The organism is Castellaniella defragrans, from assembly GCF_014203015.1.
GTDB classification, from domain to species: domain Bacteria; phylum Pseudomonadota; class Gammaproteobacteria; order Burkholderiales; family Burkholderiaceae_B; genus Castellaniella; species Castellaniella defragrans.
Genome location: NZ_JACHIB010000005.1, coordinates 104140 through 118212, shown reverse-complemented (window position 1 = coordinate 118212; position 14073 = coordinate 104140). Strand labels below are relative to the sequence as shown.

Annotated in this window: 13 protein-coding genes and 1 tRNA gene; 8 read left to right on the top strand and 6 right to left on the bottom strand. The window is 71.1% G+C overall.

Annotation, left to right across the window (positions count from 1 at the left end; genetic code table 11):
• The first annotated feature begins 18 nt into the window (after positions 1–18).
• The 7 genes from nosZ (at position 19) to HNR28_RS05465 (ending at position 6722) form a co-directional block, all read left to right on the top strand.
• The gene (gene nosZ, locus HNR28_RS05495; RefSeq protein ID WP_043683670.1) at positions 19–1926 is read left to right on the top strand and encodes a TAT-dependent nitrous-oxide reductase; all 1908 of its coding nucleotides are present in this window, start codon (positions 19–21) and stop codon (positions 1924–1926) included.
• Positions 1926–3218 (top strand): nitrous oxide reductase family maturation protein NosD, encoded by a 1293-nt coding sequence (locus HNR28_RS05490; RefSeq protein WP_242404194.1) that lies wholly within the window; start codon positions 1926–1928, stop codon positions 3216–3218. The genes nosZ and HNR28_RS05490 overlap by 1 nt, the downstream gene beginning before the upstream one ends.
• Complete coding sequence (locus HNR28_RS05485) at positions 3215–4117, top strand: ABC transporter ATP-binding protein (protein WP_043683673.1); 903 nt, start codon at positions 3215–3217, stop codon at positions 4115–4117. Before HNR28_RS05490 ends, HNR28_RS05485 begins: the two co-directional genes overlap by 4 nt.
• Positions 4114–4944: an ABC transporter permease gene (locus HNR28_RS05480; protein WP_043683676.1), complete on the top strand. Its 831-nt coding sequence runs from the start codon at positions 4114–4116 to the stop codon at positions 4942–4944. Before HNR28_RS05485 ends, HNR28_RS05480 begins: the two co-directional genes overlap by 4 nt.
• A gap of 35 nt (positions 4945–4979) precedes the next feature.
• The gene (locus HNR28_RS05475; RefSeq protein ID WP_043683679.1) at positions 4980–5540 is read left to right on the top strand and encodes a nitrous oxide reductase accessory protein NosL; all 561 of its coding nucleotides are present in this window, start codon (positions 4980–4982) and stop codon (positions 5538–5540) included.
• On the top strand, positions 5537–6544 hold the full coding sequence (locus tag HNR28_RS05470) for an FAD:protein FMN transferase (protein ID WP_151024777.1): 1008 nt from the start codon (positions 5537–5539) through the stop codon (positions 6542–6544). The genes HNR28_RS05475 and HNR28_RS05470 overlap by 4 nt, the downstream gene beginning before the upstream one ends.
• 101 nt (positions 6545–6645) lie before the next feature.
• A tRNA-Arg gene (locus HNR28_RS05465) sits at positions 6646–6722 on the top strand.
• A 45-nt stretch (positions 6723–6767) separates the two neighbouring features.
• Here HNR28_RS05465 and HNR28_RS05460 read toward each other — a convergent pair.
• From HNR28_RS05460 to HNR28_RS05450, 3 genes are read right to left on the bottom strand one after another with little or no spacing between them, the layout of a single operon-like run.
• Entirely contained in the window at positions 6768–6917 is a 150-nt protein-coding gene (locus HNR28_RS05460; RefSeq protein WP_148304962.1) for a DUF2474 family protein, read from the bottom strand.
• Positions 6914–7918 (bottom strand): cytochrome d ubiquinol oxidase subunit II, encoded by a 1005-nt coding sequence (locus HNR28_RS05455; protein WP_043683685.1) that lies wholly within the window; start codon positions 7916–7918, stop codon positions 6914–6916. The genes HNR28_RS05460 and HNR28_RS05455 overlap by 4 nt, the downstream gene beginning before the upstream one ends.
• Positions 7908–9311: a cytochrome ubiquinol oxidase subunit I gene (locus HNR28_RS05450; protein ID WP_043683687.1), complete on the bottom strand. Its 1404-nt coding sequence runs from the start codon at positions 9309–9311 to the stop codon at positions 7908–7910. The genes HNR28_RS05455 and HNR28_RS05450 overlap by 11 nt, the downstream gene beginning before the upstream one ends.
• Before the next feature lie 147 nt (positions 9312–9458).
• Here HNR28_RS05450 and HNR28_RS05445 point away from each other — a divergent pair, with 147 nt between their 5' ends.
• The gene (locus tag HNR28_RS05445) at positions 9459–10394 is read left to right on the top strand and encodes a DMT family transporter (RefSeq protein ID WP_244978188.1); all 936 of its coding nucleotides are present in this window, start codon (positions 9459–9461) and stop codon (positions 10392–10394) included.
• Here HNR28_RS05445 and bioD read toward each other — a convergent pair.
• From bioD to HNR28_RS05430, 3 genes are read right to left on the bottom strand one after another with little or no spacing between them, the layout of a single operon-like run.
• Positions 10391–11053, bottom strand: a complete 663-nt coding sequence (gene bioD, locus HNR28_RS05440) for a dethiobiotin synthase (RefSeq protein ID WP_184142582.1) — start codon at positions 11051–11053, stop codon at positions 10391–10393. The genes HNR28_RS05445 and bioD overlap by 4 nt on opposite strands.
• Positions 11054–11100: 47 nt before the next feature.
• Positions 11101–12702, bottom strand: coding sequence for a methyltransferase (locus tag HNR28_RS18310; RefSeq protein WP_244978187.1), 1602 nt, complete (start codon positions 12700–12702; stop codon positions 11101–11103).
• A complete protein-coding gene (locus HNR28_RS05430; protein ID WP_409360357.1) occupies positions 12699–13877 on the bottom strand; it encodes an aminotransferase class I/II-fold pyridoxal phosphate-dependent enzyme in 1179 nt (392 codons plus the stop codon). Before HNR28_RS05430 ends, HNR28_RS18310 begins: the two co-directional genes overlap by 4 nt.
• Between the last annotated feature and the right edge of the window lie 196 nt (positions 13878–14073).

Here is a 14073-nt window from a genome sequence, read left to right as displayed (position 1 = left end):
AACCCTAGGGAGTACATCATGTCCGACCACACCAGCGACAAACCCGGCCTGAGCCGGCGGGGATTCCTCGGCACTGCCGCACTGACGGGGGCCGCCGCCGTCGGCGCGACCCACCTGACGGCCAATGCCAAGGACGACAAGAAGAAGGGCCACCAGAGCGTCGAGGTCGCCCCCGGCGAGCTGGACGAATACTACGCCTTCAATTCCGGCGGCCAGTCGGGCGAAGTGCGCATCCTGGGCCTGCCGTCCATGCGCGAACTGATGCGCATCCCGGTCTTCAACATGTGCAGCGCCACGGGCTGGGGCCGCACCAACGAAAGCCGCAAGATCCTCAACGAAAGCCTGACGCCCGAGACGCGCAAGTTCCTCGAGGAAAACCACATGCCGGTGCTGCCCAACGGCGACGCGCACCACCCGCACATGTCCTTCACGGACAACACCTACGACGGCCGCTACATCTACATCAACGACAAGGCCAACACCCGCGTGGCCCGCATCCGCTGCGACGTGATGAAGACCGACAAGATCGTCGAGATCCCCAACGCCGACGGCATCCACGGCCTGCGCCCGCAGCGCTATCCGAAGACCGGCTACGTCTTCTGCAACGGCGAGCACATCGTGCCGCTGCCCAACGACGGCTCCGTGATGGACGACCCGAAGAAGAACTTCTGGGCCATCTACACCGCCGTGGACGGCGAGACCATGAAGGTGGCCTGGCAGGTGCTGGTGGACGGCAACCTGGACAACGGCGACGCCGACTACCAGGGCAAGTATTCCTTCGCCACGTGCTACAACTCGGAAAAGGGCCTGAACGTCACCGAGATGTCGGCCAACGAGCAGGACTGGGCGGTGGTGTTCAACATCAAGCGCATCGAGGAAGCCGTCAAGAACGGCGACTACAAGGAAATGAACGGCGTGCCCGTCATCGACGGCCGCAAGGGTTCCAAGTACACGCGCTACATCCCGGTGCCCAACTCGCCGCACGGCTGCAACGCCGCGCCCGACGGCATCCACGTGGTGTTCAACGGCAAGCTCTCGCCCACCGTCACGGTGATCGACGTGCGCAAGCTCGACGACCTGTTCGACGGCAAGATCAAGGAGCGCGACGTGGTCGTGGCCGAGCCGCAACTGGGCCTGGGCCCCCTGCACACGGCCTTCGACGGCCGCGGCAACGCCTACACCACGCTGTTCATCGACAGCCAGATGTGCAAGTGGAACATCGAGAAGGCCAAGCGCGCCTACCAGGGCGAGAAGGTCGATCCCATCGTCCAGAAGCTGGACGTGCACTACCAGCCCGGCCACAACCACACCACGATGGGCGAGACCAAGGAAGCCGACGGCAAGTGGCTGGTGTCGCTGAACAAGTTCTCCAAGGACCGCTTCCTCAACGTCGGCCCCCTGAAGCCGGAAAACGACCAGCTGATCGACATCTCCGGCGACGAGATGAAGCTGGTGCACGACGGCCCCAGCTTCGCCGAGCCGCACGACATGCTGCTGGTGCACCGCTCCAAGGTGCGCCCCAAGCACATCTGGGACCGCAACGACCCGATGTGGGAAGAGGCCCGCCAGATGGCCGCCAAGGATGGCGTCACCCTGGAATCCGCCGCGAACGTCATCCGCGACGGCAACAAGGTGCGCGTCTACATGACGGCGGTCGCTCCGGTGTTCAGCCTGTCGAACTTCGAGGTCAACGAAGGCGACGAAGTCACGGTGGTGGTCACCAACATGGAGCGCATCGAGGACCTGACCCACGGCTTCACGCTGGGCGGCTACGGCATCGCCATGGAAGTCGGCCCGCAGGCGACCTCCTCGGTCACCTTCACGGCCTCGCGCCCCGGCGTGCACTGGTACTACTGCCAGTGGTTCTGCCACGCGCTGCACATGGAAATGTCCGGCCAGATGTACGTCAAGCCGAAGAAGGCCTGATGTCCATGCGTTCCTTCACCGTCTCCGGCCTGCGGGCGGCCCTGGCCGCCCTGGCGGTCCTGTGCGCCATGCCCGGGACGGTGGCGGCCGCCGTGATCGACGTGCCCGCGGGTTCCGACCTGCGGGCCGCCGTCGCGGCGGCGGCGCCGGGCGACATCCTGAACCTGGCGCCGGGCGACTACCCCGGCAACCTCGTCATCGACAAGCCCTTGACGATCCAGGGGCCGGCCGACCGCAGCGCCCGCATCCTGGGCGAACGCACCGGCCGCACCCTCTGGGTCCAGGCCGAGGACGTCGTCCTGCGCCACCTGACCGTCCGCCATTCGGGCCTGAGCCTGCCCGACATGGACGCGGGCATCTTCCTGGACAAGACCGCCACCCGCGCCCACGTCGCGGACAACGACATCATCGACAATTCCGTCGGCGTCTACCTGTGGGGCGCGCGCGACGCCCTGGTGGAACGCAACCGCATCGTCGGCAACACCGGGCTGCGCGTGAACGAGCGCGGCAACGGCGTGACCGTCTGGAACGCCCCCGGCTCCAAGGTGCTGGACAACGACATCTCCGAAGGCCGCGACGGCATCTTCTCCAACAACAGCCGCGAGAACGTCTTCAGCCGCAACGTCTTCCACAAGCTGCGCTACGCGGTGCACTACATGTACACCAACGACAGCGAGGTCAGCGACAACGTGTCGCGCGGCAACGAGATCGGCTACGCCATCATGTTCTCGCGCCGCCTGGTCGTGCGCGACAACATCGCCGTCGACAGCGCGCACCAGGGCCTGATGCTCAACGCCACGGACGACTCCGTCATCGACGGCAACGTCATCGTGCGGGCCGAGAAGTGCGTGTTCGTCTACAACGCCAACCTGAACGAGCTGGCCGACAACCACTTCCAGGACTGCGGCATCGGCGTCCACTACACGGGCTCCGAGGGCAACCGCATCCACGGCAACGCCTTCGTCGGCAACCAGAACCAGGTGAAATACGTCGGCACCCGCTACCTGGAATGGTCGCAGGCCGGACGCGGCAACTACTGGTCCGACCTGTCCGCCTTCGACCTGGACGGCGACGGCATCGCCGACACCGCCTACCGCCCCAACGGCCTGATCGACCAGGTCGTCTGGCGCGCGCCCAACGCGCGGCTGCTGCTCAACAGCCCGGCCGTCACCATCGTCCGCTGGGCCCAGTCCCAGTTTCCCGCGATCCTGCCCGGCGGCGTGATCGACAGCGCCCCCCTCATGGCGATCCCGGCCACGCCGACCCTGAAAAAATTCGAGGCCCTGCAATGACCGTCACAGCGCCCCCGATCGAACTGCGATCCGTCACCAAACGCTACGCCGCGATGCGGGCCGTGGACAACGTCAGCCTGTTCATCGAACCGGGCGAATGCGTGATCCTGGCCGGCCACAACGGCGCCGGCAAGAGCACCCTGATCAAGCTGATCCTGGGCCTGATCCGCCCCGAGGCCGGCTCGGTGCGCGTGCTGGGCGAGATCGCCGGCACGCCGGCCGCCGCCCGCGCCCGCCGCCACATCGGCTACCTGCCGGAAACCGTGGCCCTGCACCCCTCGCTGACGGGCACCGAGACGCTGGCCTTCTACGCCCACCTGAAGGGCCTGTCCACCGCCGGCAACGCCGCCCTGCTCTCGCGCGTGGGCATCGCCGAAGCCGCGCGGCGGCGGGTGGGCGGCTATTCCAAGGGCATGCGCCAGCGCCTGGCCCTGGCCCAGGCGCTGCTCGGCTCGCCCCGGGTGCTGCTGCTCGACGAGCCCACCACCGGCCTGGATCCGGCCTCCCGGCTGCTGTTCTACGACATCGTCCGCGAACTGCGCGACGCCGGCGCCGCCATCCTGCTGTCCACCCACGCCCTGGCCGAGCTCGAAGGCCTGGCCGACCGCGTCATCGTCATGTGCAAGGGCCAGAAGATCGCCGACGGCACCCTGGGCGACCTGCGCCGCGAGGCCGACCTGCCGGTGCGCATCCGCCTGACGCTGGACACGGACCCCATCCAGGTCCCCGAAGGCTGGCGGCGCCTCGGCGCCGGCCGCATCGAACTGACCTGCTCCGAGGCCGACAAGCTGCGCCGGCTGCGCGACGCCCAGGCCATGCCCGACATCCGCGACATCGAGCTGGAACACCCCGGCCTCGACGAAATGTACGCGCAGTTCCTGCGCCGGGAGGACGCATGAATCCGACCCTGATCCTGATCCGCAAGGAAATCCGCGACGGCCTGCGCAACCGCTGGGTGCTGGCCATCACCGCGCTGCTGGCCATGCTGGCCCTGTCGCTGGGCTTCCTGGGCAGCGCGCCGACCGGCACCGTCAAGGTCGATCCCCTGACCGTCACGGTCGTCAGCCTGTCGAGCCTGTCGATCTTCCTGATCCCGCTGATCGCCATGCTGCTGTCCTACGACGCCATCGTGGGCGAGATCGACCGCGGCACCATGGCCCTGCTGCTCAGCTACCCCATCGCGCGGCGCCAGGTCATGGCGGGCAAGTTCCTCGGCCACCTGGCCATCCTGGCGCTGGCCACGGTGGCGGGCTACGGCATCGCCGGGCTGGCGCTGCAACTGGTGCATGGCGGGCTGGACCTGGAGGCCTGGACGCCCTTCGCCCTGCTGATCGCCGCCAGCATCCTGCTGGGCGCGAGCTTCCTGTCGCTGGGCTACCTGATCAGCGCCCTGGTGCAGGAGCGCGCCACGGCCGCCGGCGTCGCCATCGGCGTCTGGCTGTTCCTGGTGGTGATCTACGACATGGTGCTGCTGGGCGTGCTGGTGGCCGACCAGGGCCGCATCATCACGGCCCCGCTGCTCAACGGCATCCTGCTGTTCAACCCGACCGACGTCTACCGCCTGCTGAACCTGACCGGCCACGAGAACATCGCCATGTTCGCCGGCATGGCCGGCCTGAGCGACCAGGCCTCGCTGTCCACCGGCGTGCTGCTGCTCGCCCAGATCCTCTGGATCGCCGTCCCCCTCGGCCTGGCGGCGCTGGTCTTCAACCGGAGGTCGCTATGAACGCGCCGGACCATTCCCGGCTTCCGGGAAGCGCCATGAAGACGCGCGCGGCGCGCCTGCTCGGCGCGGCCCTGCTGGCCGCCGCCCTGGCCGGCTGCGGCGACGGCGGCGTCACCTCCTCCCTTCCTCCCTCACCCGTGGCCATGACCGACGACGCCGTGGGCCACTATTGCGGCATGAACCTCTACGAACACATCGGCCCCAAGGGCCAGATCCTCCTGCGCGACCGGGACGTCCCGGTCTGGTTCTCCACCATCCGCGAGCTCTTCGCCTACACCATCCTGCCCGAGGAGCCCAAGGCCATCCTCGCCCTCTACGTGCAGGACATGGGCCGCGCGGGCCCGGACGGCAATCCGCCGGCCGACGCCTGGATCGACGCCCGCACCGCCCACTACCTGATCGAAAGCAACGCGGTCGGCGGCATGGGCGCGCCCGACGCCCTGCCCTTCGCCCGGCTGGAGGACGCCCGCGCCTACGCCGAGCGCTACGGCGGCCGCATCGTCGGCTTCAAGGACATGCCGGAGGACTACGTCCTGCGCGCCCCCGAACTCTCTCCCCTCACCACGGGCCGGGAGCCCGTCGGAGCCCCCTCATGAACACGCCTCTTCTTCCCCGCCGCCGGCGGTTCCTCGGCATCCTGGCGGCCAGCGCCGCGCTGGTCGGACCGGGGCCCCTGCGCGCCGCCCTGCGCGATCCCGCCGCCCTGCCCGAGCCGGTCGTCTGGAACGGCGTCGCGCTGGGCGCCGACGCGCAGCTGCAGCTGCTGCATCCCGACCGCGCCCACGCCGAACGGCTGGTGCGCATGGCCGTCGCCGAAGTCCACCGCCTGGAACAGGTCTTCAGCCTGTACCGCGAGGACAGCGCGCTGGCGCGCCTGAACCGCGCCGGCCGCCTGGACGCGCCGCCCCCGGACCTGAGCCGCCTGCTGTCGCAGGCCGTCGCCTTCGGCGAACGCACCGGCGGGCTCTTCGACCCCAGCGTGCAGGTGCTGTGGGACCTGTACGCCGCGCGCGTGCTCGCCGGCCGGCCGCTGCCGCCGGACCCCGCCGAACTGCGCGCCGCGCTGGCCAAAGTGGACTACCGCGCCATCCGCCTCGAGGAAGACGCCATCGTGCTGGAACGCCCGGGCATGGCGCTGACCCTGAACGGCATCGCGCAGGGCTACATCACCGACCGGGTGACCGAACTACTGCGGGCCAACGGCCTGGAACACGCCATGATCGACCTGGGCGAGGCCCGCGGCCTGGGCGCGCCCGCGCCGGACCGCCCCTGGCGCGCCGGGATCGCCGACCCCCGGGAACCCTCCCGCGTCCTGGAGACCATCGACCTGGGCGACCTGGCGCTGGCCACCTCGGGCGGCTACGGCACGCCGCTGGATCCCGCCGGACGCTACACGCACCTGTTCGACCCGCACACGGGCGCGGCGACGCCGCGCTGGCGCAGCGTCACCGTGCGCGCCGCCGACGCGACGACCGCCGACGCGCTGTCCACCGCCTTTGCCCAGATGCCCGCCGACGCGATCCGTGGTATGATTTCGCGCTTTCCAGTCCAGGCATGGCTGATGGCGCCGGATGCCGGCACGCTGATCCGCCTGGGGTGATTGGAAAATGCGCTGAAAAGCGCGTTGAAAGATGCGCTGAAAAGCGCAGCAAGAAGCGGCATGACAAGCCTTGAAAAGCACGTTATAATTTCGCTTCTTTAGCGGCTGTAGCTCAGTTGGATAGAGTACTTGGCTACGAACCAAGGGGTCGTGGGTTCGAATCCTGCCAGCCGCGCCATACAAATCAAGGGCTTACGATGGAAACGTCGTAAGCCCTTGTCCATTATGGCGGCATGATCCCGCGCACCAGCGTGCGCAGCAGCCAGGCCGCCGCGGCGAACGCGGCGAGGCCGCCGGCCCACAGCGCCAGCAGCCACGCCAGCCGGCGCAGCCAGGGGCCCGGCGCGTTCGATTTCCGCGCGTCCGATTTCAATGGTAGCCCTCCCCGGCGCGCACCTTGCCGCGGAACACCCAGTACGACCAGCCGGTGTACGTCAGGATCATGGGGATGACGAGCAGCGCGCCCACCAGGGTGAAGCCCAGGCTCTGCGGCGGCCCGGCCGCCTCCCGGATGGTCAGGATGGGCGGCACCACGTAGGGCCACAGGCTGATGCCCAGGCCGCTGTAGCCCAGGAACACCAGCAGCAGGGTCCACAGGAACGGCGCGGCGCCGGAATCGCGCCGGAGCGCGGCCCGCAGCTGCCACAGCGCCACGCCCACCAGCAGCGGCACGGGCGCGAACCAGAGCAGGTTGGGATAGGAGAACCAGCGCTCCGCGATCCGGGGATGGGCCAGCGGCGTCCACACGCTGACGATGACGATGACGCCGAGGAAGGCCCAGGCCAGCGGCCCGGCGATCCGCACGCAGCGCGCCCGCAGCCCGCCCTCGGTCTTCATCGTCAGCCACGTCACGCCGAGCAGGCCGTAGCCGACGATCAGCCCCAGTCCCGTGAACACCGGAAACGGCGCGAGCCACGGCAGGCCGGCGCCGGAGCGCGTGCCGGGCGCGGCGAAACCGTCCACGAAGGAGCCCAGGACGATGCCCTGGAAAAAGGCCGCGACGACCGATCCGCCCCAGAAGGCGAGATCCCAGCGCCCCCGGGCCGCCGGCGGCGCCTTGAAGCGGAACTCGAAGGCCACGCCGCGGAACACGAGGCCCACGAGCATCAGCACGATGGGCACGCTCAGGGCTTGCAGCACGATGGAATAGGCCAGCGGAAAGGCGGCCAGCAGGCCGGCGCCGCCCAGGACGAGCCAGGTTTCGTTGCCGTCCCACACCGGCGCCACGGTATTGACCATGACGTCGCGGTCGCCGCGGTCCCGGACGAAGGGAAACAGCAGGCCGATGCCCAGGTCGAAGCCGTCCATCACGATATACATCATCACCGCGAAGAGGATGATGATGGCCCAGATGAGGGGAAGATCAATGCCCATGGTCGTCTCGCTCCTGCGCGGCCGAGAGCGGCCGCATCGGCTGGCTGGCCTGGCCCGCGCCGCCGTCGGGTTCGGGCGCCGAATCCAGCGGGTCCTGCGCGAGCAGGTGCATGCCGTACGTCGTGCCGGCGCCGAACACCGCGACGTACACCAGCACGAACAGGGCCAGGGTGAACGCGACCTGCCCGGCCGGATGCGGCGACGCGGCCTCGCTGGTGCGCAGCAGCCCGTACACGACCCAGGGCTGGCGGCCGATCTCGGTGGTGTTCCAGCCGGCCAGGATGGCCGCGAGGCCCGCGGGCGACATGGCCACGGCGAACCGCAGAAAGCGCCGGTTCAGGTACAGGCGCCCGCCCCGGCGCAGCCACGCGCCCCAGAAGGCCAGCGCGATCATCAACAGGCCCAGGCCGACCATGGCGCGGAACGTCCAGAACACGACCGTCGAATCGGGCCGGTCGGCCGCGGGGAAATCCTTCAGCGCGGGGACCTGCCCGTCCCAGCTGTGCGTCAGGATCAGGCTGCCGAGCCGGGGCACCTCGACGGCGTAGCGCGTCTCCTCGGCGCCCATGTCGGGCCAGCCGAACAGGATCAGCGGCACGCCTTCGCCCGGCAACGCCTTTTCCCAGTGTCCCTCCATCGCCGCCAGCTTCGCGGGCTGGTACGCGAGCGTGTTGAGGCCGTGGAAATCGCCGATCACGGCCTGCGCCGGCGCCGCGCCGAGCAGCATCCACATCGCCATCGACAGCATCGTCCGCACCGGCGCGTTGCTGCGGCCCCGGAGCAGGTGCCACGCGCCGGTGCCGCCCACGATGAGCGCCGTGGCGACGAACGCGGCGACCACCATGTGGCTCAGGCGAAACGGAAAGGACGGATTGAAGATCACCCGCAGCCAGTCGACCGGAACCGCCACGCCCCGCACGATCTCGTGGCCCTGCGGCGTCTGCATCCAGCTGTTGGAGGCGAGGATCCACGTGGCCGAGATCAGCGTGCCGAGCGCGACCACGCAGGTCGACACGAAATGCAGCCCCGGGCCGACCCGCTTGAGCCCGAACAGCATCACGCCCAGGAAGCCCGCCTCCAGGAAGAAGGCGGTCAGGACCTCGTAGGTGAGCAAGGGGCCGGTGATGGCGCCCGCGAAGCGCGAGAATCCGCTCCAGTGGGTGCCGAACTGGTAGGCCAGGACGATGCCCGACACCACGCCCATCGCGAACGCGACGGCGAAGGGCCGCAGCCAGAAGCGGTACAGCGTCATGTAGACCGGCCTGCCCGTGGCCAGCCACAAGGCCTCCAGCACCGCCAGGTAGCTGGCCAGTCCGATCGTGATCGCCGGAAAGATGATGTGGAACGAAATCGTGAATCCGAACTGGATGCGCGCAAGCAGGACTGCGTCCATGGGGGCCTCCCTCCTCGCCGACCGAGGGGCGCAGCCGGGCAGCAAGTTTCGTTCCAGGGGACTTCGGTCCGGGCGACCCGGGAATGCCCGGGATTGCCGGGGAATGGCCTATAGTAGCGAGGCTGAACGCCCCGCCGGAGACGACCCTTGCCCCCCACCCCCACTGGAACCCCCGCCCGCCGCACCCTGGCGGGCGTCCTGCTTCTGGTCGTGTCCATGTGGGCGCTGTCGGGGCTGGACGCCAGCGGCAAGTACCTGATGGGCCCCGACGCCGGCGTCGCGCTGTTCGTGGTGTGCCTGGTGCGCTACGGGGTGCACATGGCGCTGGCCATGATGGTGGTCGTCCCGGCCCGCGGATGGCGGGCCCTGCGCTGCAGCCGCCCGCGCGCGCAAGTGGCGCGCGGCCTGTCCATGCTGGCCGCCACCCTGCTGTTCTTCACCACCCTGCATTACCTGCCACTGGGCCAGGCGACCGCGATCAATTTCCTCGCGCCCCTGATCGTGCTGGCGATCGCGCCCTGGGCGCTCAAGGAGCCGCCCTTCCTGTCGCGCTGGGTGGCGGCGGGCGTGGGCCTCCTGGGGGTGCTGGTGGTGGTGCGGCCGGGCGCGGGGCTGGACCCGGCCGGCACGCTCTTCGGCCTGCTGACGGCCTGCGCGCTGGCGTCGCAGTACATCGCGTCGCGCCGGGTGGCGGTGGACGATTCCTACACGACGCTGATCTGGAGCGGCGCCGTGGGCAGCGCCGTCATGGCGCTGGCCCTGCCCCTCTACTGGCAGGATCTCGCGGCGCTGTCCGCGCGGCTCTCCCCGGCGCAGTGGCTGGTGCTGCTGAGCACGGGATTCTGGGGCTGCCTGGGGCATTTCCTGCAGATCCAGGCGTACCGGCAGGCGCCCGCCTCGCTGCTGGCGCCCTTCATCTACTTCCAGATCGTCAGCGCCGCCGCGCTGGGCTGGCTCATCTGGGAACAGTTCCCCGATCCGGTGTCCTGGCTGGGCATCGCCGTCGTCTGCGCCAGCGGCATCACGATCGGCCTCGTCGAATGGCGCCGCAACGGCGCCGCGCGCGCCGTCGCGGCATCCTAGGCCGGCGGGAACCCCGCACGCCGCCGCCGGGACCGCCGCACGTCCCGCATCAGGGTGTCCAGCGCGGGGATGCCCGCGGCCACGCGGGCGACCGCGGCCGCATCGACCCGGGCCAGCGGCGGAATCTCCGCGATGATGCGCACCCGCCCGAAACGTTCCAGCGCCTCGCGGTTGCCGGGCGAGGGCGGGCCGTTCATCACCACGCCCAGCACGGGCAGGCCGCGCGCGCGCAAGGCCCGCAGGCTCAGCAGCGTGTGGTTGATCGTGCCCAGCGTGCTGCGCGCCACCAGCACCACGGGCAGGCCCAGGCGGGCGGCCAGATCGATCATCATGCAATGGGCGTCCACCGGCACGTACAGCCCGCCCGCGCCTTCCACGACCAGCGGGACGGCCGTCCGGGGAGGACGCAGGCCGGATACGTCGAGTGTCACGCCCTCCGCCCGCGCCGCCGCCCACGGGGCCAGCGGCGCCGCCAGCACGCAGGCGGGGGCGTGCAGCACGTGGCCGCCGCCCGGACCGAGCAGGGCCGCCACGGTCTCGGTGTCGCCGCGGGTGGCCGCGACGCCGGTCTGGTACGGCTTCCAGTAGTCGCCGCTCCAGGCCTTGACCAGGATCGCCGCCACCAGCGTCTTGCCCACGTCGGTGTCCGTGCCCGTCACGAACGCGCCCGGGCACGGCCCGGCGCCGGATCCGGCTGCACGCGGCCTCACGGCGAGGCCTCCCCGTGCGCACCGGCCTCGTCCCTGCGCCACAGGCTGAACGCGATCCGGTAGGAGCAGCGTGCGCCGGCGCGGTCGAACTCGGCGCACACGCGGCGCAGCAGCGGCACGGGCAGCGGCCGGCCGTCGGGCCGGGGCGCGGTCGCGCCGATGCCCTTCAGGCCGCGCAGGAACGCCCGGGCGCTGCCGCACTCGTCGACGATGCGCTCCACGTCGATCCGCGCCGCGACGTCCGGGCGGCGGGGGCGCAGCGCCCCGGCGGCGGGAAAGCGCATCATGGCCGGGCGCAGCCCCAGGACCTCGTGCGCCCGGCGCCACTCGGCGAACGTCCCGCGCGTCGGCAGGGCGACGGCCAGGTGCCCGGCCGGCGCCAGCAGGGCCGCCAACCGCGCCAGCCCGCGCGCGGGGTCGCCGAACCACTGCAGGGCCATGCTGGAACAGATCAGGTCGAAGCGCCCGGGTCCGTCCGCCAGCGCCGGATGTTCCCCGTCCATGACCTGATAGCGGCTCGCCCGCCCCGGGCGCAGGCGGCTGCGGGCCTGCGCCAGCATGGCGGGGGACAGGTCCGTGATCGTCCAGTCCGCCTCGGGGAAATGCGCGTCCACCATGCCGGTGAGCAGCCCCGTGCCGCAACCGATCTCGAGGATGCGGGGCCGCGCCGGCAGGTCGAGCCGGGCGATCCGCGCCGCCAGCCGGGCCGCGACCTCGCGCTGCACGCCGGCATGGCGGTCGTAATGGGCCGCCGCCGCGCCGAAGCGCGCCGCCACGCCGCCGGGGCGGACGCACGGCGCTTCACCGCCCTCCCCGCCCGCCGGACGGCCAGCCCAGGTCCCCTCCCGCGCTGCCGATGCCGATGCCGGTGCCGGTGCCGGTGCCGATGCCGATGCCGATGCCGATGCCGATGCCGATGCCAGCCCATGATGCGCCAGGAAGCCGGCGATGCGCGCGGCGCACCAGTCGGGGGCCTGCAAGGGCAGCAGATGCCCCCCGCCCGGCATCCAGCCGATGGCGCGGCCGGGAAAGGCGTCCGCGGCCATCGGCGCCGGCACCACGGGGTCCGCCGTGCCCGCCAGCACCAGCAGCGGCGCGGCGAGGCCGCGCACATGGGCACGCAGGTCGAGTTCCCGCAGGGCCCGCAGGTCGCCGGCCAGCACCCGCGGATGCGGCGCCGCGCCCGCTGGGGCCGCGCCGCAGCGCCGCCGGAACTCGTCCACCACGGCCGCCGGCGCGGCCTCCAGCCGGTCCGCCATGCGCTGCAGCAGGCGCGGCGCCGCGCCATGGCGGAAGTCGTCGCCCGCACTGAAGCGGGCGAAGGCGTTGATGCCGATCCAGGCGCACGGCCGGCGGCGCGACGGCGCCAGCCGCGCCAGCAGGCGCATGCAGCCGAACGAGTGGCCGATCACCACCAGCGGGCCTTCCGGCAGCGCGTCGTCCGCCACCGGGCCGGAAAAGTAGCCCCGCTCCAGGACCCGCTGCGGCCAGGCCCGCAGCCGGATCCGCAGCGCGTCCCAGAAGCCGGCGTCGAACCCCCAGCCATGCGCGAACACGAGCGTGGGCGGTGCGCGCCCGGGACGGTCCGCGGCATTCATGCGACAGCCTCCAGCGCGCCCGACAGCGCATCGGTCAAGCGGCCGATGTCCGCGCGCGTGTGCGCCGCGCTGAGCGCGATGCGCAGGCGGCTGGTGCCGCGCGGCACGGTGGGCGGGCGGATGGCGGTCACCAGCACGCCGCGCGTCTCCAGCGCCTCGCTCAAGGCCAGCGCCCGGCGCTCGTCGCCGACCAGGACGGGCACGATCTGCGTGCTCGACGCGCCCGTGTCCAGCCCCATGGACCGCAACGCGCCGCGCAGCGCGTCGGCCTTGCCGGCCAGCGCCTCGCGCTCGGCGCGCATCCCGGGCACGAGGTCCAGCGCGGCCTCGATGGCGCCCAGCACGGCCGGCGGCAGGGCGGTCGTGTAGACGAAGCCGGAACAGGCGTTGGCCAGGTAGTCGCACAGCGCCCGGGAGCCGGCGGCGTAGGCGCCGAAGCTCCCCATCGCCTTGCTGAACGTCCCCATGGCGAGATCGACCCGCCCCCCGGCCAGGCCCGACAGGCCCATGCCGTCCGGCCCCAGCACGCCCGTGGCGTGGGCCTCGTCCAGGTAGAGGAACGCCCCGTGCCGCTCCGCCAGGCCGGCCAGCGCCGCCACGTCGCAACGGTCGCCCTCCATGCTGAACACGCTTTCGGTCACGATCACGCGCCGTCCCGGCCGCCCGGCCCGCGCGCGCAGCAGGGCATCGAGGTGATCCAGGTCGTTGTGGCGGAAGCGGATCTGCCGGATGCCCGCCGCCCGGCAGCCCTGGTGCAGGCTGGCGTGGGCCAGCCGGTCGACGTAGACCTGCGCATCGGCGCCCAGCCCCCGTACCAGCGCCGGCAGGATCGCCGCATTCGCCTGCCATCCCGAGGAAAACAGCAGCGCGGCCTGCGTGCCCTTGGCGCGCGCGATCCTGTCCTCGGTCGCGGCGCAGGCCGGCCCGGTGCCGCAGACCAGCCGCGAGGCGGTCGCGCCCGCCCCGTGGCGCCGGGCGTGGCCGCACGCCCGGGCGACGAGCGCCGGATGCAGGGACAGCCCGAGGTAATCGTTGCTGCAGAAATTCAGGAGCTCGCGGCCGCCGAGCCTGCTGCGCCCCGGCGCCGCAGGCTCGAACACGCGCACGCTGCGGCGCAGGCCCCGCCGCTGCGCCTCGCGCAGATGATGCTCGAAAACCGGGTCGAACAGGTCCACCGCCATGCCGCCCTCCCTCCGGGTGAAAAATCCATTGGGAAGCGATAATAGCAAGATGAATGAAATAAACCTGTTTTCGTCACATTTAGACAGGAGATGACGACAAGACGGAGTTGAACGATTTTCCCGCCCATTCGCGCCGAACAGGCCGCATCCGCCCACCAACCCGCCGCCGTCTCCGGCGCCCCTCCAATTG

Coding starts and splice junctions, on each gene's coding strand:
- nosZ (WP_043683670.1), top strand. CDS start 19: ATGTCCGACCACACCAGCGACAAACCCGGCCTGAGCCGGCGGGGATTC.
- HNR28_RS05490 (WP_242404194.1), top strand. CDS start 1,926: ATGTCCATGCGTTCCTTCACCGTCTCCGGCCTGCGGGCGGCCCTGGCC.
- HNR28_RS05485 (WP_043683673.1), top strand. CDS start 3,215: ATGACCGTCACAGCGCCCCCGATCGAACTGCGATCCGTCACCAAACGC.
- HNR28_RS05480 (WP_043683676.1), top strand. CDS start 4,114: ATGAATCCGACCCTGATCCTGATCCGCAAGGAAATCCGCGACGGCCTG.
- HNR28_RS05475 (WP_043683679.1), top strand. CDS start 4,980: ATGAAGACGCGCGCGGCGCGCCTGCTCGGCGCGGCCCTGCTGGCCGCC.
- HNR28_RS05470 (WP_151024777.1), top strand. CDS start 5,537: ATGAACACGCCTCTTCTTCCCCGCCGCCGGCGGTTCCTCGGCATCCTG.
- HNR28_RS05455 (WP_043683685.1), bottom strand. CDS start 7,918: ATGGGCATTGATCTTCCCCTCATCTGGGCCATCATCATCCTCTTCGCG.
- HNR28_RS05450 (WP_043683687.1), bottom strand. CDS start 9,311: ATGGACGCAGTCCTGCTTGCGCGCATCCAGTTCGGATTCACGATTTCG.
- HNR28_RS18310 (WP_244978187.1), bottom strand. CDS start 12,702: ATGAATGCCGCGGACCGTCCCGGGCGCGCACCGCCCACGCTCGTGTTC.